Origin of the sequence: Planomicrobium sp. CPCC 101079 (assembly GCF_007859275.1) — a bacterium.
Lineage (GTDB): Bacteria > Bacillota > Bacilli > Bacillales_A > Planococcaceae > Planococcus.
On record NZ_VOHC01000011.1, the window covers coordinates 277,544 to 302,038 of the forward strand.

Below are 24,495 nucleotides of genomic sequence, written 5' to 3' on the forward strand. Positions count from 1 at the left end.
ATCATTATGCTGAGGGAATTGGATATTCGCAATTTTGCAATCATCGATGCATTGACCGTCAGTTTTACGGAGGGCTTGACTGTCCTGACAGGAGAAACGGGTGCCGGTAAATCGATCATTATTGACGCCGTCCATTTGTTGGCCGGAGGACGCGGAAGCCAGGAGTTTATCCGCCACGGTTCCAAGAAAGCCGAAATCGAGGGCTTGTTTTCGCTCGACAACGAGGGGCATCCCGTTTTCCGCAAATTGGAGGAGTTCGGCATTCCTTCAAGTGATGGAGACATTGTACTGCGGCGCGAGTTGAACGATAAAGGGAAGAACGTCTGCCGAATCAATGGCAAGTTGGTGACAATATCCATTTTGCGTGAAATAGGCGGCGTCTTGATTGATATCCATGGCCAGCATGAAACCCAGGAACTGATGGATGAAAAGCAGCATTTGCATTTATTGGACCAGTTTGCAGGGGGAAGCCTGACGAAAGCGCGAGAAAGCTATGCGCATACTTATGACAAATACAGCCGTTTGAAGCGCGAATTTGCGTCGTATAATGAAAATGAGCAGCAAATAGCCCAGCGCATCGATTTGCTGACTTTTCAATTGCGCGAAATTGGTGCGGCAGAGCTTGTTGCAGGGGAAGACGAAGAGCTGCTGCAAGAGCGCAAAAAGCTTCAGAATTTCAACAAAATTTACGAATCTGTGTCTGCCGCCCACGAAGCGATTCAAGGCGAATCGAAAGGGCTGGATTGGGTGGGTTCGGCAATGTCCGAACTAGAACACGCTGCGTCCGTGGATGAGCAGTTTACGCCCCATTCCGAAACACTGTCGGGCGCTTTCTACCAGATCCAAGACGTTTCAGCAGAAATCAAACGGATTATTGACGATATGGAGTTCGACCCTGAGCGGCTGAATGAAATCGAACAGCGATTGGCGTTGATCCAGTCGTTAAAACGAAAATATGGCGCATCTGTGGAAGATATCCTGCTTTATCAGGAAACCCAGGCAGACGAACTGGACAAACTGATGAACCGCGACAAACGGCTTCAGCTTGACCAGGAAAAATTGAAAGAATTGACCGAAGATCTTCGTGTTGAAGCGGAGGAACTGACTATGCTCCGGAAAAAGGCGGCCAAACAACTGGGCCAGGCCATTATGGAGCAATTGCAGGAACTGCATATGGGCAAAGCCTCGTTTGAAGTGATTTTTGACGCGCTGCCAAACAATAAATTCGACCGCAACGGACGGGATGCCATTTCGTTCTACATTTCCACCAACTTGGGCGAACCATTGAAACCGCTGACCAAAGTGGCTTCTGGCGGTGAGTTGTCCCGGATGATGCTGGCGCTGAAAACAATCTTCTCAAAACACCAAGGCGTGACGTCGCTTATATTTGATGAAGTTGACACAGGCGTCAGCGGTCGTGTGGCGCAAGCCATCGCTGAGAAAATCGCCGCGATTTCCGTCCATTCCCAAGTGCTGTGCATTTCCCATCTTCCTCAAGTGGCAGCCATGGCGGACCAGCATTTGTTTATTGAAAAACGGGTTGAAAACCAGCGGACCATCACAGCCGTCAATGAGCTTAGCGGGCGGGAACGCACCGAGGAAATGAGCCGGATGCTGTCTGGTGCGGAGATTACGGATTTGACGCTGCAGCACGCTGAAGAGCTTCTGACCCTCGCCCATGACCGCAAACTCGCAATGAGATAATTTAAGCAAGAAACAGTCACCAGGGGGAGAAGTTGATGGACAAAATAAAAATTGCAATTGCAGATGATAATCGCGAATTAGTAGACCTTATGAGCGATTACTTGAGCAGCCAGCCGAATATGGAAGTGGTGGCAATTGCATATAACGGCAAGATGTGCATCAATATGCTAAAAGAACATCAGGTTGACATTTTGTTGCTTGATGTCATCATGCCGTATTTAGATGGCATTGCTGTGCTTGATGCCATAAAAGAAGACGAAGATTTGAAAGCTATTTCCGTCATCATGCTTTCGGCTTTTGGGCAAGAGGCGATTATGAGCCAGGCAGCGGAATATGGGGCTTCTTATTTCATTATGAAACCTTTTGAAGCAGAACGGCTTGCGATACAGATCAATCACATTATGCAAAACCGGGAAACGCCGGCTGATCCGAAAACTGAGAAAAAGCAGCGGGACGAACTCATCAATAATTTCATTAAAGAAATTGGCATTCCTCCACATTTGAAAGGGTATGCTTATTTGAAAGAAGCCGTTTCACTTGTGTTGGACGATCCGGACATGCTGAACAAAGTGACCAAGTTGTTGTATCCAGGAGTAGCAAAAAAGTTCGACACAACACCGCCGCGTGTAGAACGGTCGATTCGTAACGCTATTGAAATCGCCTGGAGCAACAACGAAACCAAGCAATTATCTAAAATATTCGGCTATAGCGAGGAACATCTGGAAGCTAAGCCTCCAAACTCACAATTCATAGCAATGGTGGCTGAAAGCCTGAAATTTGATTGAAGCGGACTCCTTTTTTTATATTAAAAAGAATTTAAATATATTGAAGAAGCCTATTAAACGATTCCGTTTAATAGGCTTTTTTCTATAAACCTAAATAAAAAATGTTAAAAAAGTAATTGTAATAATTTACATAAGGAAAACTCAGAAAACAAAAACAAGAAACAAGAAAGGAGATCTTCAATTGTGAGGACCAAAAACCGGTTGCTTGTCTTCTGGTTCACGCGCATACTAGCAAGTAAGAAGAGTTGATAATACGCGTCCAATAAGAAAAGCTGCAGCCGGTTTCCTTTTTCTTTATATCCACTATTCTTGAAAGGATGAAGTTCATATGAACAAAAGATCGGGTGTTTTTCTTATTGGAGGGTTGTTGTTGACGGGAGCCTATGGCACAGAAACTCAACCGGCAGAAGATGATATGATTGCGGTTGAGCAGGAAATGGAAGAAGGTCCGGATGTAGAGGGTCAAACTGGAAATGAAGCGAATGCACAGGATGCCCCGGAAGCTAACAGTGGTGAAGCTTCTCCGCTTTTGGCTAAAGGAGAAACAACCAGTTATGTTTTTAGTGATCCTGGAGAGTTTCCGATTCATTGCCAACCCCATCCGAAAATGCAAATGATTGTCACTGTAGAAGAAGGAGCTGCTAATTCTGGCGAAGCCGCGATCGATATTGCTGATTTTAAGTTTGCGGATAAAACCATTACTGTAGAACCTGGAACTGTGATTACTTGGACCAATCAAGACGATGTTGAACATAATGTTACGTTCGATTAATAAAGTGGTTTCGCATTATAGCAGGCCGGACAAAAAAAGCTTCCGCAGCATGGCGGAAGCTTTTTTTATTTCTGGAATCTTTTTTGGACATTGCCTTTTTTGCGGTCGCGGTTGAGCAAAAAACCTGCGAAAAAGCCGATGCCAAGCACAACGAAAATCGTACCAAGTGTGAATTGCAGCCATAATGCCGGAAAAGGTTCCAATAGTTTGTTAAACAATGTATCACGCATAAGCTTTATGCCATAAGCAGCCATAATGCCGGGAATAAGCAAGACTAAAAATGCTAAAAAACGTCCCATGTTTCCACTCCTTCAAGCTCTATTGTTCCCAATTCCATTAGAGTTGTCAAGAAATCCATCCTGCGTTACGCTAAAGAAAGGAGTGCAAGCTTTTGCATGGAATTTAGTTAGGGGTGTGAACGAAGTTGCAAAATGTTTTGATTGTCGGGGGCGGCATTGGTGGATCTGCCATTTTGAAAATGCTCTTGGAATCTGATTTTTTACATGTCCATGGCGTAGTGGATATCAATCTGGATGCTACTGCCATCCATACCGCTCAAAAAAGCGGCATTCGCACTGTTGAAACTTATCGTGAGTTTGAGAAATCCGATGTTGATATCGTCTTTAATGCAACTGGCAGCGATGAAGTCCAACGCGATTTGCAAATCCATTTTTTGAAAAAGACGGTCATTATTCCAGGCAGCATTGCCAATGTGCTCGTCAATTTGCTCAATGAAAAAGAGCACTTTATTACGCGATTAAGCGAAGAAAGCCATAAACAAAAAATCATTTTCAATTCCATTGAAGAAGGCATGGTTGGAATTGATAAAAACAGCCGTGTCATTATTCTGAACAAAAGTGCAGCACGCATGCTTGAAGTCGATATTGCTTCATCTATCGGCCTGCACATCCACGAATTAATTTCCATGAGCGAACTGCCGCGAATTTGCGAAAGCGGCCGGACTGAACTAAATAAGGAATTGCAATTGCAGAACGGCTCGAAAATTGTGACTTCCCGATTTCCGATGATTGATGAACACGGAGAAATTATCGGCGCTTTTGCGGTTTTCAAAGATATTACGGAAGTTGTGTCGTTGGCAGAAGAAATTACCGATTTAAAAGAAGTCCAGACGATGCTTCAAGCAATCATCCAGTCAAGCGACGATGCCATTTCAGTTGTAGACGAAAAGGGCAACGGGTTAATCGTCAATCCGGCATATACGCGCATTACGGGTTTGCAGACCGAAGACGTGATCGGCCAGCCAGCTTCAGCCGATATTTCAGAAGGGGAAAGCATGCATTTTAAAGCGCTGAAGACCCGCAAGCCGGTCCGCGGCGTTAAAATGAAAGTCGGCCCTGCAAACCGGGAAGTGATTGTCAACGTAGCGCCGATCATCGTCGACAATAAATTAAAAGGCAGTGTCGGCGTCATCCATGACACGACTGAAATCAGATCCTTGATGAAGGAGTTGGACCGTGCACGCAGCATCATCCGGACACTGGAGTCGAAATACACGTTTGATGATATTGTCGGCAATTCATCTGAAATGCAGCTGTCGCTTCAGCAGGCGAAACTTGCGGCACAAACATTGGTCACCGTTTTGCTGCGCGGTGAATCCGGAACAGGGAAAGAATTGTTTGCCCATGCTATCCATAGCGCGAGCGACCGGAAATATAACAAGTTTGTGCGCGTCAACTGTGCAGCGCTGTCTGAAGAAATACTGGAGGGCGAGCTTTTCGGCTATGAAGAAGGCGCGGTTCCGTTTGCCAAAAGCGGAGAAAAGCGCGGGCTTTTTGAAGAAGCGAATAACGGCAGCATTTTCCTTGATGAAATCGGGGAACTTTCACCTGCGATCCAAAGCAAGCTGCTGCGTGTTTTGCAAGAACATGAAACGCTTCGCGTAGGAGGAACAAAACCGATACCGGTCAATGTCCGGGTTATTGCATCGACCAACGCCAATATGGAAAAAGCGTTGCTTGATGGGACCTTTCGGGAAGATTTGTATTACCGGCTGAACCGGATGCCTATCTTGCTTCCGCCGCTGCGCAGCCGCAAGCAAGATATTCCAAGCATCGCGGAACGGCTGCTTTTGAAGCTTAATCAGGAATACGGCCGAAAAGTGGAGGCAATCACCGACAAAGCGCTGCAGCTTTTGCGCGTCTATGACTGGCCTGGCAATGTCCGGGAGCTTGAGAATGTCATCAGTCGTTCGATGATTTTCATGCAGATGCATGAGCATGTATTGACCGAAAAACATATTCCGCTGAATATGCTAAAAGCGGCAGAAGCCAAAAATGAAGTGGTCGTTGAAGCGTCTGTTCCGCTGCAAGAACAGCTGGATACTGTAGAGCGGGCGATTTTGCATCATGCGCTTACACAATTTAAAGGTAATAAATCAAAGACGGCCAAACAACTCGAAATTTCATTGCGGACCTTGTACTATAAATTAGAAAAATATGGATTGAACTAAACATTTTGCAAAACCTTGCACGGTTTTGCAATTATTTGCAGAATATAAGGGCTGAAAAGTGAAATAAAACGCTTACATGCCTTATATCATTGGGTTTTATCTGTTTTAATAAAAAGGAATGGGGTGACCAAATATGACCACATTAACCGATTTGGTAGACAGCATTTCGGAAAACGAAGAAAATTCTGTTGCAGTTGCAGCAGCTGCTGACAGTGCGGTATTGGAGGCAGTAAGTTTAGCTTTAGGGCATGGATTAGCCAGTTTCCGGTTGTATGATGATGAGTCGAAGCTAAAGGCATTGATCCAAAACAGCTTTCCTCATTTGGAATACCATCCGAGAATACAGACATTTCACGTCAAAGGTGCTGCACAAGCAGCCAAAGAAGCTGTAAAGTCAGTTTACATGAATGATGCCAATGTACTGATGAAAGGCCATATACCGACAGCTGTTCTTTTAAAAGCTGTTTTGAATCCTGATTTCGGTTTGCGCACTGGCAATGTGTTATCCCACGTGGCGGCTTTTGAAATCAAAGGATTCGACCGATTGATCTTTATTACAGATGCGGGGATGAATATTGCCCCGGATCTTCAACAAAAAGCCCAAATTATCCAAAACGCCGTTCGGATTGCGCGTTCTGTCGGCGTTGAGAAGCCGATTGTGGCGCCGCTGGCTGCGGTTGAAGTGGTCAATCCGAATATGCAAGCCACGCTCGATGCCGCAGCTTTGACTGCCATGAACCGGCGCGGACAAATCACAGACTGCATTGTCGACGGGCCATTGGCGCTTGATAACGCCATTTCGCCTGAAGCGGCTGCACACAAAGGAATACTGGGGGATACCGCCGGCAAAGCCGACATTCTTCTCGTGCCGAATATTGAATCCGGCAACATCTTATACAAATCATTGGTATACTTTTCTAATGCGAAAGTGGGAGGGGTCATTGCCGGTGCAAAAGCGCCAATCGTCTTGACATCCCGCGCAGACAGCGCAGAAAGCAAGTTATTTTCGCTCGCTTTAGCAATCTGTTCATCAACTATTTCATGAGACCCACTAGGAGGAACTGACAATGGAAATTTTCAAAAAGATGGAAGAGCACGACTACGAGCAATTGATTTTTTGCCAAGATAAAAATTCCGGCTTGAAAGCAATCATCTGTATCCACGACACAACACTCGGACCGGCACTTGGCGGTACACGCATGTGGAACTATGCAACAGAGGAAGAAGCGATTGAAGACGCCATCCGCCTTGGACGCGGAATGACATATAAAAACGCAGCGGCCGGCCTTAACCTGGGCGGCGGCAAAACGGTAATTATCGGTGATCCGTTAAAAGATAAAAACGAAGAAATGTTCCGTGCGTTTGGCCGCTTTATCCAAGGCTTGAACGGGCGGTACATCACAGCTGAAGATGTGGGTACAACTGTTGCCGATATGGATTTGATCCGTGAGGAAACCGACTTTGTAACCGGCGTATCACCAGCATTTGGTTCATCGGGCAATCCTTCGCCGGTGACAGCTTACGGTGTGTATACCGGAATGAAAGCAGCCGCCTTGGAAGCTTTTGGCGACGATTCACTGGAAGGCAAAACAGTAGCGGTACAAGGCGTCGGCAACGTTGCGTATACACTTTGCAAACACCTTCATGAAGAAGGCGCAAAGCTGATTGTCACAGATATCAACCAAGAATCCGTGCAGCGAGCGGTCAATGATTTTGGCGCAACTGCAGTAGAGCCGAATGAAATCTATTCACAAGAAGCGGATATTTTTGCGCCTTGTGCGATGGGTGCCATCATTAATGACGAAACCATTCCGCAATTAAAAGTGAAATTAGTAGCTGGCGCTGCAAACAATCAATTAAAAGAAGCTCGCCACGGCGACGAACTGGAAGCGCGCGGCATCGTTTATACTCCTGACTTTGTTATCAACTCCGGCGGTGTTATCAACGTTGCAGATGAGCTATACGGCTATAACCAAGAACGCGCAATGAAGCGTGTTGAAACAATTTACGACAGCATCACAAAAATCTTTGAAATCTCAAAACGCGACAACGTTCCAAGCTATATCGCAGCTGACCGCATGGCAGAAGAGCGCATCGAACGCGTCCGGACTTCACGCAGCCAATTTTTGCGCAATGAACACAATATTCTTAGCAGACGCTAAAGACAGAACGGAGGGGCCGCTGTGCAAGAACAGCTGTATCGGGTACTAGTCATCAATCCTGGTTCAACTTCGACTAAGATCGGCGTTTTTGACAACGATGTCCTGATCATGGAAAAGTCCATCCGGCACTCTGCCGAAGCGATTGCCGGCTTTTCCTCTATTATCGATCAATACGCTTTTCGCAAACAGACGATTCTAGAAGCCCTTGATGAAGAAGGGATGAACGTCTCCAACCTTTCTGCGGTATGTGGAAGGGGCGGGCTTCTGCGCCCGATTGAAGGTGGAACTTACTCAGTCAATGATGCCATGCTAGAAGATTTGCGGAAGGGCTATTCAGGCCAGCATGCATCCAATTTAGGAGGCATTATCGCTTTTGAAATTGCAAGCGGGTTGAATATCCCCTCGTTCATCGTCGATCCAGTAGTTGTCGATGAGCTGGATCCAATTGCCCGCATTTCGGGCTTTTCATTGATTGACCGCAAGTCGATTTTTCATGCCTTAAACCAGAAAGCGGTCGCCAGGCATTATGCGAAAGACCAGGGCCGAAAATACGAAGAGTTGAATTTAATCGTCACCCATATGGGCGGAGGCATCACTGTAGGCGTCCATTCCGGAGGGCGAGTAATCGAAGTCAATAACGGCCTTCACGGAGATGGACCGTTCAGTCCGGAACGCGCCGGTACTGTACCGGCGGGTGATTTGGTGGAATTGTGTTTCTCGGGGCAATATTATCGCCATGAAATCATGAAAAAATTGGTAGGGCAAGGCGGTTTGGTCGGGTATTTAGGAACCAATGACGCTGTCACGGTTGAGAAACGCATCCAAAAAGGTGACCAAGAGGCTGAAATGGTCTACGAAGCGATGGCTTATCAAGTTGCACGCGAAATCGGTTCTGCCAGCGCTGTTCTAAAAGGCAATGTCGACGCAATCATTTTGACGGGTGGCCTGGCCTACGGCAAAGGCTTTGTCGAGTCCATTTCAAAACGCGTCAGTTGGATTGCGGACGTAGCTGTGCATCCAGGTGAAAACGAACTTCAAGCATTGGCTGAAGGCGCGGTGCGTGTATTAAAAGGTGAAGAAAAAGCGAAAATCTATCCAAATGGATAAAAGTTAAAAAGGAGGCCATCTTTATGGCTCAAAATTACGATGTAGTCATTCTCGGAGGCGGAACAGGCGGTTATGTAGCTGCCATCCGTTCGTCCCAGCTTGGCTTGAAAACAGCGATTGTTGAAAAAGGCAACCTCGGTGGTACATGCCTACATAAAGGGTGCATCCCAAGCAAAGCATTGCTCAGAAGCGCTGAAGTTTACTCCACGACAAAAAATCATGCAGCGGACTACGGTGTTCAAACCGGAGAAGTGTCGCTTGATTTTTCGCGTGTCCAGCAGCGCAAACAAGGCATCGTCGATCAACTGCACGCTGGTGTCCAAGGATTGATGAAAAAAGGCAAAATTGATGTATATGAAGGAATCGGCCGCATTCTCGGGCCGTCCATCTTTTCCCCGAATGCCGGTACGGTATCGGTCGAAATGAATAATGGCGAAGAAAATGAAATGCTTATTCCAAATAATGTCATCATTGCAACCGGATCCCGTCCGCGGACGTTGCCTGGTTTAGCCATTGACGGCAAATTTGTTATGAGTTCTGATGAAGCTTTGTTAATGGAAGAACTGCCCCAATCAATTCTGATTGTCGGCGGAGGCGTTATTGGAATCGAATGGGCGTCGATGCTCAATGATTTTGGTGTTGAAGTAACGGTCATCGAATATGCGGACCGCATTCTTCCGACTGAAGACAAAGACGTATCAAAAGAAATGCAGAAGCTGATGGCGAAAAAGGGCATTAAGTTCGCTGTTGGTGCAAAAGTGACAGCGGATACACTCGAAACCGGCGACAACGGGATAACGATCCAAGCAGAGATCAAAGGCATTATGGAGTCGTTCAACGCTGAGAAAATGCTGGTATCAGTAGGCCGCCAAGCGAACATTGAAAATATCGGCCTGGAAAATACAGATATTGTTATAGAAAAAGGCTTTATCAAAGTTAAGGAATCATTCCAGACAAAAGAATCCCATATATACGCAATCGGCGATGTTATCGGCGGCCTTCAGCTTGCCCATGTTGCTTCGCACGAAGGCATTACAGCTGTAGAGCATATTAAAGGCAACAACCCGCATGCGATCAATTACGATTTGGTGTCGCGCTGTGTTTATTCCAATCCGGAAGCAGCGAGTGTTGGCATTACAGAAGAGCAGGCGAAAGAGCAAGGCTATAATGTCAAAGTCGGCAAGTTCTCATTCAAGGCAATTGGAAAAGCGCTTGTTTACGGCGAATCTGATGGTTTTGTGAAAATTATTGCAAACAAAGATACAAATGATATTCTAGGCGTCCATATGATTGGTCCCCATGTTACCGATATGATTTCAGAAGCTGGCCTGGCCATGGTTCTGGATGCCACTCCATGGGAAATCGCCGATACGATCCATCCGCACCCGACGCTATCAGAAATCATGGGTGAAGCGGCGTTAGCGGTCGACGGCAAAGCGATTCATAGTTAAAGGAGGAAATCTAATGGCTTCAAGACACGAAGAAGTAGGCTTATCCAACGACGATTTGCTGAAAATGTATGAAACCATGCTGACAGCGCGCCGTGTTGACGAGCGCATGTGGCTATTAAACCGGGCAGGCAAGATTCCGTTCGTCATTTCTTGCCAAGGGCAAGAAGCGGCCCAAGTCGGTGCAGCTTTTGCATTGGACAACCAAAAAGACTATATTGCGCCATATTACCGCGACCTTGGCGTTGTTTTGCATTTCGGCATGACGCCTAAAGACCTGATGTTGTCCGCTTTTGCAAAAGCAGAAGATCCGAACTCGGGAGGGCGCCAAATGCCAGGGCATTTCGGCCAGAAGAAAAACCGCATCTTGACCGGATCATCGCCGGTCACGACGCAATTGCCTCATGCTGTGGGTGTAGCCCTGGCCGGCAAAATGAAAAAACAGGATTTCATCACCTTCACTACACTTGGGGAAGGTTCTTCCAACCAAGGGGACTTCCACGAAGGCTTAAACTTTGCAGGCGTCCATAAATTGCCGATCATCACCATGGTTGAAAACAATAAATACGCCATCTCGGTGCCATTTGACCGCCAAGTGGCGAGCAAGAACGTATCCGACCGGGCAGCAAGCTATGGTATGCCAGGTGTAACAATTGACGGGAACGATCCGATTGAAGTCTATAGACATGTGAAAGAAGCTGCTGACCGCGCTCGCCGTGGTGAAGGCCCGAGCTTGATCGAAACGGTTTCGGAACGGATGACGGCCCATTCATCAGACGATGACCATCGCCAGTACCGTTCAGCCGACGAATTGGCTGCCCAAAAAGAAAAAGATCCGATTCTTTTATTTGGTGCTTATTTAAAAGAACATAATGTTATGGACGACCAGCTTGAAGCTGATATCAACAAGCGAATTATGGCTATCGTCAACGAAGCGACTGATTACGCGGAGAATGCTCCATATGCGGAACCGGAACATGCCTTGAAATACGTTTACGCAGAACAAGGGGGTAACGAATAATGGCAGTTATGAATTATATTGACGCCATCACGCTTGCCATGAAAGAAGAGATGGAACGCGATGAAAACGTTTTTGTCGTCGGCGAAGATGTCGGGAAAAAAGGCGGCGTGTTCAAAGCGACCCAAGGCCTTTACGACCAATTCGGCGAAGACCGTGTAGTAGATGCACCGCTTGCTGAATCGGCGATTGCAGGCGTGGCCATCGGTGCAGCCATGTATGGCATGCGGCCGATCGCTGAATTCCAGTTTGCGGATTTCATCATGCCTGCAGTCAACCAGATTATTTCGGAAGCATCACGCATCCGGTACCGCTCAAACAACGACTGGTCCTGCCCGATCGTTTTCCGCGCGCCATTCGGCGGCGGCGTCCACGGCGCGCTTTACCATTCCCAGTCAGTTGAAGCGGTGTTTGCGAACCAGCCGGGACTTAAAATCGTTATCCCGTCAACGCCGTACGATGCAAAGGGCTTGTTAAAAGCAGCGATCCGCGATGAAGACCCGGTCATGTTTTTTGAACACAAGCGCGCATACCGTCTGATCAAAGGCGAAGTGCCGGAAGAAGATTACACAATCGAAATCGGCAAAGCTGACGTGAAACGGGAAGGCGACGATATCACGGTCATCACTTACGGCTTAGCGGTGCATTTTGCGCTTCAAGCGGCAGAACGCCTGGCAGAAGACGGAATTTCTGCACACGTCCTTGACCTTCGCACGATCTATCCACTAGACAAAGAAGGCATCATCGAAGCGGCGAAGAAAACCGGCAAAGTATTGCTTGTAACAGAAGACAACAAAGAAGGAAGCATCATCGGGGAAGTGGCAGCGATCATCGCTGAAAACTGCTTGTTCGATCTTGACGCTCCGATCAAACGCCTGGCAGGCCCGGATGTTCCGGCAATGGCTTATGCACCAACGATGGAAAAATACTTCATGATCAACCCGGATAAAGTAGAAAAAGCGATGCGGGAATTGGCGGAGTTCTAAAAATATTCGCATAAATTTATTGCCCTATTAAATGCAGCTTCGGCCGCTCGGAGGAGAGCAAAGACGCTGCTCCTGCGCAAGCTCGTCGCAAAGGAGGCGCCTTAAATTCGTGGCGCTCCTTGGCTCCTGTAAGAAGCCAGGCAAAGACCGCCTGTCTTCTTACTTCGCTCACCTCATGCTCGCGCCGGCGCTGATAAAGGTTCTGCATTAGAGACTCTATACAAATAGAAGTTATATGAAAGCAACGATTTTGCAATAGAGATTTAGAATGTTGATATTCTCTAAGGGTATCTTCTTAATTAATTGATTTTCCGCATAATGACTTTATTAGCTATCATTTACTTTAAGAAGAAAGAGCGGAAGGCGGCGACTCCAGCGGGAATAGCGTGAGTCCTGAGACCCCGGAAGGAGCGCAAGCGACTGAGGAGGCTTAGGCCGCACCCCGCGGAAAGCGTCCGCCTGGAGCGATCTCTTCGCACTTAGATTTATAAAGGAGGAATCCCTTTGGCTATAGAAAACATAAAAATGCCTCAGCTTGGTGAAAGTGTGACAGAAGGGACCATTGAAAAATGGCTTGTCCAGCCAGGTGACCACGTCAACAAGTACGATCCATTGGCGGAAGTCAACACCGATAAGGTAACGGCGGAAGTCCCTTCTTCATTCACTGGAACCATCAAGGAACTGATCGCTTCTGAAGGCGAAACGTTGGCTGTCGGGGAAATCGTCTGTACGATTGAAACCGAAGGCGGCGATTCTGCTCCTGCTGAAAACAATAAACCAGCTGAAGCTGGAAAAGAAAACCTGATGCCGGCTGCCGATACAGCATTGACAAAAGGCATGACGGGTGAAAAAGGATCTTCGCAGCCTGCTAAGACAGCGGGGGCAAAAGGCCGTTACTCACCGGCCGTTTTGCGTTTGGCGCAAGAAAACGACATCGATTTAACGCAAGTTACGGGTTCCGGAAACGAAGGCCGCATCACACGTAAAGATTTGATGGCGATTATCGAAAGCGGCAATATCCCGAAAGCGGGCGACGCTCCGGCTCAGCAAGCCGCGCCGGTTGCTGAACAACCGGCAGCGCCTAAAGCCGAAGCACCTCAAACTGCTGCGCCTGCTCCAAAATCAGCGCCGATTGAAAGTGCTCCGGGAGATATCGGAATTCCGGTTACTGGCGTCCGCCGTGCAATTGCAGCGAACATGCTGAAGAGCAAGCACGAAGCGCCGCACGCATGGATGATGATCGAAGTGGACGTGACGGATCTTGTGGCTTACCGCGATTCCATCAAAGGCGAATTCAAGAAAAAAGAAGGGTTCAACATTACGTATTTCGCGTTCTTCGTGAAAGCGATCTCCCAAGCGTTGAAAGAATTCCCGATGATGAATTCGATGTGGGCTGGAGATAAGATCATCCAGAAAAAAGACATCAACATTTCAATCGCTGTTGCTTCTGATAATGCTTTATTCGTACCGGTTATCCGGAATTCCGACGAAAAATCCATCAAAGGCATCGGCCGCGATATTAACGATTTAGCATTGAAAGCCCGCAACGGCAAACTGGGTTCAGCCGATATGCAAGGCGGCACGTTTACCGTCAACAACACCGGATCATTCGGATCTGTCCAGTCAATGGGCATCATCAATCATCCACAGGCTGCGATTGTCCAAGTGGAATCCATCGTCAAACGCCCGGTTATCATGAATAATGGCATGATTGCTGCGCGCGATATGGTTAACTTGTGTTTGTCGCTTGATCATCGTGTGCTGGATGGCTTGGTTTGTGGGCAATTCCTGGCTCGTGTGAAAGAGATTTTGGAGAACATGTCCAAAGAAAACACTTCCGTTTATTGAGCGAGATGGTGAAAAGCTTGGGGTCCTAGGACTTCAAGCTTTTATTCCTTTAATGTAAAAGAATACTCAGGTAAAATGGAAAGAGATAGCCTCGGGGAGGGAATAACGTGACGATCGAATCGATGAAAAAGACGAAATTTTCGAAACCTACATATATGCAATGGCGGCAAGCGGCCGAGCAAGCCCTAAAAGGCAAACCTTTTGAAGATGAAATGAAAACGCTCACAACTGAGGGCGTCTTGCTAGAGCCGCTTTATACAAAAGAAATGCTGGAAAGTTTAGGCGCTTTCTTGCCGGTGCAGGTACAAGCCATACGCAATGGCAAGCAAAAGCCGGGCTGGCTGGTAGCCCAGGAGGTTGAAGCTGATTCTGCTGCTGATTTTCTGGTGGAAGCAAAAGAAGCGGTTGCGCGTGGCAATGAAATGATCGTTTACACGAGTTCCAAAAAACTAGAATGGCAGGACCACGAACTGAAAGAACTGGCAGACTTGATAAGCAATCATCCGATTTACTTTAAACTGGAGAAAGAAGACCGTGGAATTTTACGCGTTTTTGATTGGATTGAAAGTGGCCATTCGGAAAAAGTGCAAGGTGTCATTTTTTCGGAAGAACCGGTAAATGCGCCAGTGAATATCAGGACGGAACGGATTGATCTGCTGCCAGTGCATAATTCTGGTGGCACGATCATTCATGAGCTGGGAGTCGCGCTTAGCATGCTGGCGGAAACTATGAAGGAAGTCGATTTTGCTGAGAAAGCGGAGCGCCTCTGGGTCCGTTTTGCAGTCGATACCCATTTTTTTCAGGAAATTGCAAAGCTCCGCGCTTTCCGTGTCTTATGGACGGCTTTTTCAAGCGCCTACGGGCAAGTGGCACCTGCAGTTCCAATTTTTACCGAAACATCGGTGCGTTCTTATTCGAAGCTGGATCCGTACGTCAATTTGCTGCGGGCCGGCAATGCGACCTTTTCTGCGGTGCTTGGCGGCACGGATGCCCATACGGTCCTGCCACACAATTTTTTGACAAATTCCGATCCGGTCAGCCGGCGCATCGCCCGAAATGTCCAATTGGTCATTAAAGAAGAGGCGCATGTCTCGCATACCTTGGACGCTGCAGCAGGCTCTTATTTTATCGAAACGCTGACAAAAGAATACGTAGACGCGGCGTGGAAATACTTTTTGGAAATCGAGGAGGCGGGCGGCTACTCGGAAGCGATGAAATCAGGCTGGCTGACGGACGATATCCAAGCGAAATGGCTGGAGCGCGAAACCGATATTGCTACTCGGAAAGCTTCGCTCATCGGCACGAACATTTACGCCAATCCAAAAGAACCGGTCAAAGATGCGGAAATCGAATACAGCCATTTGGAATATGCAACAGCGAAGCGTTTGGCTACCCCTTTTGAAAAGCTGAGAGCACAAGCCAAAGAAAGGCTCTTGAAAACAGCGGTTTTGCATGCGGGGCCGTTAAAAGACGTGAAGCGCCAATCGGATTTTGTCGCCGGATTCTTAGCGGTTGGCGGCATAGAACCGCTTATAAGCCCGGAACTTGCCTCATCAGCTGATATCAACAGTTTTATGGCTGAACATGATATTGACTATGCAGTGCTGTGCGGGACAAAGGAAAAGCTCGCAGATTTGATTCCGGGACTGTCCTCGGAGGCGGCGATTGATGTTGCAGGAAAATATCCGGCTGAACAGCTGTTTGAGTGGAACCGTTTTGGAATACAGGATTCAATTCATAGCGGCAAACCGATTACAGATAAACTCGAACAAATTTTAAGCTTAGGAAAGAAGGCTTTTTGATATGACCAAACCCGATTTTTCCAAAGTGAATATCCAGAAAATAGCCGTGCAGGAAAGCGGTTTGAAAAACGAAGAAGTGTTCATGACCAATGAAGGCATCCCGATAAAACCGGTTTACTCAGAAAAAGATATCGCGTTTCATGAAGAAAGCATGCCGGGCTTCGCGCCGAATGTCCGGGGACCCTACCCGACGATGTATGTTTCCAGGCCATGGACGGTACGGCAATATGCAGGTTTTTCAACCGCAGAAGAAAGCAACGCATTTTATCGCCGGAACCTTGCGATGGGCCAAAAAGGCTTATCGGTCGCGTTCGACCTTGCCACGCATCGTGGCTATGATTCCGATCACCCACGGGTTGTAGGGGATGTCGGAAAAGCGGGGGTGGCCATTGATAGCGTCGAAGACATGAAAATTCTGTTTGATGGCATCCCGCTTGACCAAATGTCGGTATCAATGACAATGAACGGCGCGGTTGTGCCGGTTATGGCATTTTTCATCGTTGCTGCGGAAGAACAAGGCGTAACGCCTGAACAGCTTGCAGGCACGATCCAGAACGATATTTTGAAAGAATACATGGTGCGCAACACGTATATCTACCCGCCGGCCATGTCGATGAAAATCATAGCGGATATCTTCCAATTCACTTCGGAAAAAATGCCGAAGTTCAATTCGATTTCCATTTCCGGCTACCATATCCAAGAAGCCGGCGCGACAGCCGACATAGAATTGGCTTATACACTTGCCGACGGCTTGGAGTATGTGCGTACCGGGCTTGCTGCTGGAATTGGCATCGATTCGTTCGCGCCGAGGCTGTCGTTTTTCTGGGGCATCGGCATGAACTATTTCATGGAAATCGCGAAAATGCGGGCGGCCCGGGAAATCTGGGCGAAAATGATGAAATCGTTTGATCCGAAAAACGATAAATCCCTTGCTTTGCGTACACATTCCCAAACCTCAGGCTGGAGTTTGACCGAACAAGATCCGTTCAACAACGTGACACGGACACTGATTGAAGCGAACGCGGCCGCGATGGGCCATACGCAATCGCTCCATACGAACGCACTGGATGAAGCAATTGCGCTTCCGACAGATTTTTCCGCGCGGATTGCCCGTAACACACAATTGTTTTTACAGGAAGAGACGATGATGACGAAAGTAATCGATCCTTGGGGTGGCTCATATCATGTCGAAGCGCTGACCAATGAATTGACGGAAAAAGCGTGGGATTTGATCGAGGAAGTTGAAAATCTCGGCGGCATGGCGAAAGCGATTGAGACGGGCTTGCCAAAAATGCGCATCGAGGAAGCAGCAGCGAAAAAGCAAGCGCAGATCGATTCCAACGAAGAAGTGATTATCGGCGTCAATCGTTACCGGCTGGAGCAGGAAGACCCGATTGATATTTTAAATATCGACAATACGCTTGTCCGTAAAAAACAAATCGAACGGCTGGAACGCATGAAGGCAGAACGGGACAATGAACAAGTCGAAAAAGCGCTTGCACGGTTGACGGCAGCGGCAACTTCGGGAGAAGAAAATATATTGGCTTGTGCGGTGGAAGCAGCACGCCACCGGGCAAGCCTCGGTGAAATATCGGATGCCATTGAGGTGGCGTCCGGACGGCATAAGGCGGTAATCCGTTCTGTGAGCGGTATATACAGTTCCAATTTTTCCAATCAGGAAGAAATTGAAATCGTCAAAGAAATGACCGAAGATTTTATGGAAAACGAAGGCCGACGCCCCCGTATTTTGATTGCTAAAATGGGTCAGGACGGCCATGACAGAGGAGCGAAAGTCATTGCGACCGCCTTTGCCGATCTTGGGTTTGATGTTGATATCGGGCCGCTGTTCCAGACGCCTGCAGAGACGGCGCAACAAGCGGCAGAAAACGATGTCCATGTCATCGGCGTCAGCTCACTTGCTGCCGGGCATATGACCTTGGTTCCGGATTTAGCCGCCGAATTGAAAAAAATCGGCCGGGAAGATATTTTGATCGTTGTAGGGGGCGTGATACCGGCACAGGATTACGAATTCCTCCGCGAAAACGGCGCCAGTGCGATTTTTGGCCCTGGCACCGTAATTCCAGTGGCGGCCCAGAAAGTGATTGAGGAAATTTATATACGCCTCGGCTATGAGGAAGTGGCGGACTGATGGATCAGGAAAAGACGACGAGGCATGTGTTAAAAGGTGTTCCGTCGGCACATGACGGAATGACCGCACCGCCTCGGAAAAAATTCAGGAAACCTGGTGAACAAACAATTGACCTCGCGGAAATTGCCGAAGGAGTGCGAAACGGTTCCCGGCTTTTTCTGGGAAAAGCGATCACGCTGCTTGAAAGTTCAAATCCGTTCCATAAGAAGCAAGGGCAGGAACTTTTAAACCGGCTGCTGCCATTTACGGGCAATAGCGTCCGCCTCGGCATCACGGGCGTTCCTGGTGCAGGAAAAAGTACATTTATTGAAACGTTCGGGGAATTGTTGACCGGACTTGGCCACCGCGTTGCCGTTCTTGCCATCGACCCGAGTTCGTCTTTGACCGGCGGCAGTATCCTCGGGGACAAAACCCGCATGGAGCAATTGGCACGGAATCCACAAGCGTTTATCCGGCCGTCACCAACAGCCGGTACGCTTGGCGGCGTCCATAAAAAGACGCGGGAAACGATGCTGCTTTGTGAAGCGGCCGGATATGATGTTATACTCGTGGAAACGGTGGGAGTCGGGCAAAGCGAAACGCTTGTGCGCGGCATGGTGGACATCTTTTTGCTGCTGGTGCTGACTGGAGCCGGCGATGAGCTGCAAGGAATGAAAAAAGGCATCTTGGAGCTGGCAGATGCTCTTATTGTCCATAAAGCGGACGGGGCAAATGCAAAGCTCGCCCAAAAAACGGTGGCGGAATATAAAGGGATGCTTCATTTTTTGCAGCCGGCAACTGCCGGCTGGAGGACCGAGGCCGTTGCCGCTTCATCGCTTGAAAAAACAGGGATTGATGAAGCCTGGCAGATTGTCCTGCAGTTTCAAGAAGTGGTTCAGGAAAGCGGCCATTGGGAAAAGCGGCGGCAAGCCCAGACAAAAGATTGGTTCCGTTCGATGATTGCGGATGAACTGCATAGCCGTTTTTTTGAAGATCCCGCCAAACGCGACATGGTGAAAAAATTGGAAAAGCAAGTGCTTGATGGGGAATTGACTGTATCTCAGGCTATTTCCTTCTTATTCGAGTAAGCTTTTTTGCATGTCTTTTCAAGGGATGCTATTATTAATAGAGTACTATATGAGGAGTGAGCTTAATGGCAATGGATTTTAATTTTTTGATGAATGATATCGTCACTACTGCCCGCCAAGAATTGGCCGACGGCGGATATACACAGCTTGAAACAGCTGAAGAAGTTACTGAAGCGTTTTCAAAACCGGGGACTAGCCTTGTGATGGTCAATTCAGTTTGTGGTTGCGCAGGCGGTATTGCGCGTCCAGCAGCTCTTCATGCGATTCATTATGATAAGCGCCCTGACAATTTGTATACAGTGTTTGCAGGACAAGACAAAGAAGCAACTGCCCAGGCACGTGCAATTTTCGGGGATGACCACCTTCCGTCATCACCATCATTCGCTCTTTTAAAAGATGGTGAATTGGTTGGCGAAATCGGCCGCCATGAAATTGAAGGACATGACCCAATGTCTGTAATCACGCATATCCAAGCGTTGTTTGAAGAGCATTGCAAAGAAATCTAAATCCAAATGCCCCTTCAGAGGGGCATTTTTTTCATGTCGGAAATTGGAGGCAAGCATGAAGTTAAAGCGTTTTTCCATTGGCTACCGAACGCTGAAAACGGCGGCCGGCGCAGCCATCGCTATTTCGCTGGCGCAGCTTTTTGAGCTCGATTACTATGTGTCAGCTGGCATTTTGGCTATCTTATGTATACAGCCAACCAAGAAAAAATCCATTAAAGCGGCGTTTTCTCGTTTTATCGCCAGTTTGATTGCCATTGCTTACGCTTTAGTCTTTTTTGAAGGCCTTGCCTATCATCCGCTTGTTTTAGGCGTTTTGATTTTACTCTTCATTCCGCTATTGGTATCGCTCGGCTTTACGGAGGGTTTTGTTTCAAGCTCAGTCATTCTAATGCATATTTACGATTCCAAAAATCTGACCGGAGGCCTATTCGTCAATGAGTTGATGCTCATGGCGATCGGTTTTGGTACAGCGCTTCTAGTAAATATGTATATGCCTAGCATCGAGCGGAAGTTGGATTCTTACCGCTCAGACATAGAAGATCTGTATTCTGGGATTTTTAAGGAAATTGTAGTTTACCTGAGGCAAGGCGATACCGATTGGAGCGGTAAAGAATTAGTGGAAGCGGCCGAAATTCTGAGGAAAGCAAAAGCATTGGCCTATCAAGATGTTGAAAACCATGTTACGCGCCTTGAAAACAAGTACTACCGGTATTTTGATATGCGCGAACAGCAATTTGACATCATCGAACGCATTTTGCCGAAAATCACCGCTCTTCCGGTGATGGTCGGGCACTCGGGCCTCGTTGCAGATTTTCTCGAAGATCTAGGGGAGCACGTGCATTCAGGTAACACCGCCCAACACTATATCAACAAATTGGAAGCGCTCAAGGCGGACTTTGCCAACTTGCCGCTGCCTCAAAACCATGAAACGTTCTTAGCAATGGCTTCCCTTTATCAAGTGATTCAAGAAATGGAAACTTACTTGCAGATCAAACAATCGTATAAAGGATTTCACAACAAAAAGACGGCCGAAGTGTAACTCGGCCGCCTTTTTTTGTTTATAGAGTTAGATGATAAAGCTGATTCCCATCATCAAGCTAGATAATAGCATCAACACGATCATAGCGTAGACGACAAATTTGCGGAAAAAATTATTTCTCATCGGTTGTGTAACTCCTTCGTTATCAAGTGTTCTTGTTGAAATCATATCATAATTCCCTTCCGAACTGAAGAACAACGAACGGCGTTTTCCAAATATTCGAGTAGAACTAGAGATTTCATTTGCGAATGGGTACAATAAAGGAGAAGCTGAAAAAGGATGTGAACAACGATGAAGAGGGTCGACCACATTGGAATTGCAGTCCGGGATTTGAACGCTGTTCTTCCTTATTATACGGAAACACTGGGCTGCCCGCTCTTGAAAATCGAAGAAGTTGCGTCGGAAAATGTCCGGGTCGCATTTATCGATGCAGGAAATATCAAACTCGAACTTCTTGAAGCAATGAGCGAAGAAAGCGTTATCTTTGCATTTTTGGAAAAAAGGGGTGAAGGCATCCACCATATCGCATTTGGGGTAGAAAACATTGAAACGCGAATGGCTGAGCTCAGGGAGAAAGGTGTCCGGTTGTTGAACGAACAGCCAAAACAGGGAGCAGGCGGTGCATTGGTCGCTTTTATGCATCCGAAATCCTCCAACGGTGTACTATACGAATTGTGTGAAAAGCAGTAGCAGAGGGAGTGGGGAAATGGACATTTATGAAAGAATCAATGAATTGTACGACCGCAAGCGCGAAATTGAACTCGGCGGCGGCGAGGAGCGGATCGACAAACAGCATGAAAAAGGCAAGTTGACGGCACGCGAGCGGATTGAACTGCTTGTGGACGAAGGCTCATTTGTTGAATTAAATCCTTTTGTCGAGCACCGCACGACTGATTTCGGCATGGCGAATGGGCCTGGCGAAGGAGTGGTCACGGGATACGGCAAAGTGAATGGCCGGCCAATCTACTTGTTTTCCCAGGACTTCACAGTTTTTGGCGGCGCGCTTGGTGAAATGCATGCGCAAAAAATCGTCAACGTCATGGATATGGCTGCGAAAAACGGGGCTCCGTTTATCGGCTTAAACGACTCAGGCGGCGCCCGCATTCAAGAAGGGGTCTTGTCTCTTGATGGCTATGGCCATATTTTTTACCGGAACTCCATCTATTCAGGAGTCATACCGCAAATTTCAGTGATTCTCGGACCATCAGCGGGGGGAGCGGTTTATTCGCCGGCCATCACTGATTTTGTATTCATGGTCGATAAAACGAGCCAAATGTTCATCACCGGACCGAAAGTGATTGAGACGGTGACAGGAGAACAAATATCCTCAGAAGACCTAGGGGGATCGAGAGTACATACCGCTATCAGCGGAAATGCCCATTTCCGGGGGGCTACTGAACAAGAAGTGCTGGAAATGGTGCGCCGATTGGTCGGCTATTTGCCGCAAAACAACCAGGAAATGCCACCACGTGAAGCTGCGGCTGATGAAGATGACTACCGTCCAGAACTGGCTGATGTGGTGCCGTATGAAGCGATCCGCCCATATGACGTCCGCAAAGTGGTCGAGCAAGTGGTGGATAAAGGCAGCTTTATGGAAGTGCAGCCGGAATTCGCAAAAAATATCGTCATCGGGCTTTCACGCATAAAAGGGGAGACGGTGGGGCTCGTATGCAATCAGCCGAAAGTGATGGCAGGCGGACTCGATATCGACTCCTCCGATAAAGCTGCCCGTTTTATCCGGTTCTGCGATTCGTTCAACATCCCGATCATCACATTCGAAGACGTCACCGGCTTTTTCCCGGGCATCAAGCAGGAACACGGCGGCATCATCCGCCACGGGGCGAAGATTTTATATGCCTATTCCGAGGCGACCGTGCCGAAAATGACGGTCATTTTGCGCAAAGCTTACGGCGGCGCCTATGTAGCGTTAAATTCAAAATCCATCGGCGCAGATCTTGTATATTCGTGGCCGAACGCGGAAATTGCGGTCATGGGGCCGCAAGGGGCCGCCAATATCATCTTTGCCCGTGAAATAGCGGCGAGCGACAACCCTGAAGAAACGCGCGCTGCTAAAATTGAGGAATACCGTGAGAAATTCGCCAATCCGTATGTCGCTGCAGCACGCGGCATGGTGGACGATGTGATCGATCCGCGCGAAACGCGCATCAAGCTGATCCAAGCGCTGGAAATGATGCGCACCAAAAAAGATGCGCGACCAGCGAAAAAGCATGGCAATATGCCATTATAAGAAGAGGTGCAGAACATGAACAATGAGCGCTTATTGAACGAGTTTCTGGAATTGGTGCAAATCGATTCCGAAACGAAAAACGAAGGAGACATCGCCTCAGTTTTAAAAAACAAATTGGAATCGATTGGATTCTATGTGGCGGAAGATGATTCTTCTTTGCGAAACGGCCATGGCGCCAACAATATTATTGCGACATTAAGAGGGGCTGCAACTGAGGTTCCCGCGATTTACTTTACTGTCCATATGGATACAGTCGTCCCAGGCGTCGGCGTCAAACCTGAAGTGCGCGATGGCTATGTATATTCAGACGGCACGACAATTCTGGGAGCGGATGACAAGGCGGGCATCGCCGCGCTGTTCGAAATGATCCGCACCATCCAGGAACAAGGGATCGAGCACGGCGATATCCAATTCGTCATCACTGCAGGCGAAGAAAGCGGTTTGGCGGGTGCGAAAGAGTTCGATCCTTCCCTGCTGTTCGCCAAATATGGCTATGCGGTTGACAGCGACGGTAAAGTGGGCGGGATTGTCACTTCTGCGCCATTCCAGGCAAAGTTATGGACGACAATCTACGGAAAAACCGCCCATGCTGGAGTTGCGCCGGAAAAAGGCGTTTCGGCCATTACAATTGCTGCAAAAGCGATTGCAAAAATGTCGCTCGGGCGCATCGATGCTGAAACGACCGCCAATATTGGTCGTTTTGAAGGCGGGCGCGCGACCAATATTGTCTGCGATGAAGTATCGATATTAGCAGAAGCTCGTTCAATCCGGGAAGATAAATTGGCAGACCAGACAACGCATATGGAATCCGTTTTCGAGAGTGTTGCTGAGAGCCTGGGCGGCAGGGCTAAAACCGCTGTGAAATTGATGTATCCAGGCTTCCATTTTGAAGAGACGGAACGCGTGGTGAAAATCGCACAAAAAGCGGCCTCGAATATTGGGCGGCCTTCTCCGGTCTTGACAAGCGGTGGAGGCAGTGACGCCAATATATTCAACGGTTTTGGCATCCCGACAGTCAATCTCTGTGTCGGTTATGAAGAAATTCACACAAAAAACGAACGCATGCCAATCGAAGAGCTTGAAAAGCTCACGGAATTACTGGTGGAAATCGTCAAAGAAACAACCCTTCAATAAAGCTGGCGGATGCATGGAATGTAAAAACTTAAAAAAGAGAGTCTGCTCCGGCGGACTCTCTTTTTTCATCTTTATTACCAAATATTTGACATTGTATCATTACTTTACTCGTGTTATATTAATTAAGTAGCAAATTATATTAAAAAAATGATGGGTGGAATTGTGGATATGAACAAAAAGATTATTGCCTCAGCTTTATCTGTAGCATTGATTTTCCCAGCTTCAGCTTCTGTAGGAGCAACTGGCTTAA

21 protein-coding genes are annotated in these 24,495 nt (G+C 47.7%); 19 read left to right on the forward strand and 2 right to left on the reverse strand.

Annotated elements, in window-relative coordinates:
- Window positions 1-6: 6 nt before the first annotated feature.
- The 3 genes from recN to FQV28_RS05880 all read left to right on the forward strand — a co-directional run bounded on the left by recN (window position 7) and on the right by FQV28_RS05880 (window position 3,261).
- Window positions 7-1,704, forward strand: coding sequence for a DNA repair protein RecN (gene recN / locus FQV28_RS05870; RefSeq protein WP_146494633.1), 1,698 nt, complete (start codon window positions 7-9; stop codon window positions 1,702-1,704).
- Between the two features lie 35 nt (window positions 1,705-1,739).
- Window positions 1,740-2,489: a sporulation transcription factor Spo0A gene (gene spo0A, locus FQV28_RS05875; RefSeq protein ID WP_146494634.1), complete on the forward strand. Its 750-nt coding sequence runs from the start codon at window positions 1,740-1,742 to the stop codon at window positions 2,487-2,489.
- Between the two features lie 328 nt (window positions 2,490-2,817).
- Window positions 2,818-3,261, forward strand: coding sequence for a plastocyanin/azurin family copper-binding protein (locus FQV28_RS05880; protein WP_146494635.1), 444 nt, complete (start codon window positions 2,818-2,820; stop codon window positions 3,259-3,261).
- Window positions 3,262-3,326: 65 nt separating this feature from the next.
- On the opposite strand, the gene FQV28_RS05885 is transcribed toward FQV28_RS05880, so the two are convergent.
- The gene (locus FQV28_RS05885; RefSeq protein ID WP_146494636.1) at window positions 3,327-3,560 is read right to left on the reverse strand and encodes a DUF2627 domain-containing protein; all 234 of its coding nucleotides are present in this window, start codon (window positions 3,558-3,560) and stop codon (window positions 3,327-3,329) included.
- Between the two features lie 125 nt (window positions 3,561-3,685).
- On the opposite strand from FQV28_RS05885, the gene FQV28_RS05890 reads away from it, so the two are divergent.
- The 13 genes from FQV28_RS05890 to FQV28_RS05950 all read left to right on the forward strand — a co-directional run bounded on the left by FQV28_RS05890 (window position 3,686) and on the right by FQV28_RS05950 (window position 20,863).
- Window positions 3,686-5,731, forward strand: coding sequence for a sigma-54 interaction domain-containing protein (locus tag FQV28_RS05890; RefSeq protein ID WP_146494637.1), 2,046 nt, complete (start codon window positions 3,686-3,688; stop codon window positions 5,729-5,731).
- 133 nt (window positions 5,732-5,864) lie between these two features.
- Window positions 5,865-6,776, forward strand: coding sequence for a phosphate butyryltransferase (gene yqiS, locus FQV28_RS05895; RefSeq protein ID WP_146494638.1), 912 nt, complete (start codon window positions 5,865-5,867; stop codon window positions 6,774-6,776).
- Window positions 6,777-6,798: 22 nt separating this feature from the next.
- Window positions 6,799-7,893 (forward strand): Leu/Phe/Val dehydrogenase, encoded by a 1,095-nt coding sequence (locus tag FQV28_RS05900; RefSeq protein ID WP_146494639.1) that lies wholly within the window; start codon window positions 6,799-6,801, stop codon window positions 7,891-7,893.
- 21 nt (window positions 7,894-7,914) lie between these two features.
- Window positions 7,915-9,000 (forward strand): butyrate kinase, encoded by a 1,086-nt coding sequence (buk, locus tag FQV28_RS05905; protein WP_146494640.1) that lies wholly within the window; start codon window positions 7,915-7,917, stop codon window positions 8,998-9,000.
- A gap of 23 nt (window positions 9,001-9,023) precedes the next feature.
- The gene (lpdA, locus tag FQV28_RS05910; protein ID WP_146494641.1) at window positions 9,024-10,451 is read left to right on the forward strand and encodes a dihydrolipoyl dehydrogenase; all 1,428 of its coding nucleotides are present in this window, start codon (window positions 9,024-9,026) and stop codon (window positions 10,449-10,451) included.
- Window positions 10,452-10,464: 13 nt separating this feature from the next.
- Complete coding sequence (locus FQV28_RS05915; protein ID WP_146494642.1) at window positions 10,465-11,469, forward strand: thiamine pyrophosphate-dependent dehydrogenase E1 component subunit alpha; 1,005 nt, start codon at window positions 10,465-10,467, stop codon at window positions 11,467-11,469.
- Window positions 11,469-12,452 carry an alpha-ketoacid dehydrogenase subunit beta gene (locus FQV28_RS05920; RefSeq protein WP_146494643.1) on the forward strand — a complete coding sequence of 328 codons (984 nt, stop codon included), beginning with the start codon at window positions 11,469-11,471 and terminating at the stop codon, window positions 12,450-12,452. Before FQV28_RS05915 ends, FQV28_RS05920 begins: the two co-directional genes overlap by 1 nt.
- A gap of 504 nt (window positions 12,453-12,956) precedes the next feature.
- The gene (locus tag FQV28_RS05925) at window positions 12,957-14,300 is read left to right on the forward strand and encodes a dihydrolipoamide acetyltransferase family protein (protein ID WP_146494644.1); all 1,344 of its coding nucleotides are present in this window, start codon (window positions 12,957-12,959) and stop codon (window positions 14,298-14,300) included.
- Between the two features lie 107 nt (window positions 14,301-14,407).
- Window positions 14,408-16,102: a methylmalonyl-CoA mutase family protein gene (locus FQV28_RS05930; RefSeq protein WP_146494645.1), complete on the forward strand. Its 1,695-nt coding sequence runs from the start codon at window positions 14,408-14,410 to the stop codon at window positions 16,100-16,102.
- A gap of 1 nt (window position 16,103) precedes the next feature.
- A complete protein-coding gene (gene scpA / locus FQV28_RS05935) occupies window positions 16,104-18,251 on the forward strand; it encodes a methylmalonyl-CoA mutase (protein WP_146494646.1) in 2,148 nt (715 codons plus the stop codon).
- The gene (meaB, locus tag FQV28_RS05940; protein ID WP_146494647.1) at window positions 18,251-19,318 is read left to right on the forward strand and encodes a methylmalonyl Co-A mutase-associated GTPase MeaB; all 1,068 of its coding nucleotides are present in this window, start codon (window positions 18,251-18,253) and stop codon (window positions 19,316-19,318) included. Before scpA ends, meaB begins: the two co-directional genes overlap by 1 nt.
- A 65-nt stretch (window positions 19,319-19,383) precedes the next feature.
- Window positions 19,384-19,824 carry a BrxA/BrxB family bacilliredoxin gene (locus FQV28_RS05945; RefSeq protein ID WP_146494648.1) on the forward strand — a complete coding sequence of 147 codons (441 nt, stop codon included), beginning with the start codon at window positions 19,384-19,386 and terminating at the stop codon, window positions 19,822-19,824.
- Window positions 19,825-19,879: 55 nt separating this feature from the next.
- Window positions 19,880-20,863: an aromatic acid exporter family protein gene (locus tag FQV28_RS05950; protein ID WP_146494649.1), complete on the forward strand. Its 984-nt coding sequence runs from the start codon at window positions 19,880-19,882 to the stop codon at window positions 20,861-20,863.
- A gap of 27 nt (window positions 20,864-20,890) precedes the next feature.
- Here the strand turns inward: FQV28_RS05950 and prli42 are convergent, their stop codons facing one another.
- On the reverse strand, window positions 20,891-21,031 hold the full coding sequence (gene prli42 / locus FQV28_RS19135; RefSeq protein ID WP_255472818.1) for a stressosome-associated protein Prli42: 141 nt from the start codon (window positions 21,029-21,031) through the stop codon (window positions 20,891-20,893).
- A 123-nt stretch (window positions 21,032-21,154) separates the two neighbouring features.
- On the opposite strand from prli42, the gene mce reads away from it, so the two are divergent.
- The 3 genes from mce to FQV28_RS05965 are packed head-to-tail and all read left to right on the forward strand — an operon-like array spanning window position 21,155 to window position 24,245.
- The gene (mce, locus tag FQV28_RS05955; RefSeq protein WP_146494650.1) at window positions 21,155-21,553 is read left to right on the forward strand and encodes a methylmalonyl-CoA epimerase; all 399 of its coding nucleotides are present in this window, start codon (window positions 21,155-21,157) and stop codon (window positions 21,551-21,553) included.
- Between the two features lie 16 nt (window positions 21,554-21,569).
- Window positions 21,570-23,111 carry an acyl-CoA carboxylase subunit beta gene (locus tag FQV28_RS05960; RefSeq protein ID WP_146494651.1) on the forward strand — a complete coding sequence of 514 codons (1,542 nt, stop codon included), beginning with the start codon at window positions 21,570-21,572 and terminating at the stop codon, window positions 23,109-23,111.
- A gap of 15 nt (window positions 23,112-23,126) precedes the next feature.
- On the forward strand, window positions 23,127-24,245 hold the full coding sequence (locus FQV28_RS05965; RefSeq protein WP_146494652.1) for a M20/M25/M40 family metallo-hydrolase: 1,119 nt from the start codon (window positions 23,127-23,129) through the stop codon (window positions 24,243-24,245).
- Window positions 24,246-24,495: the final 250 nt, after the last annotated feature.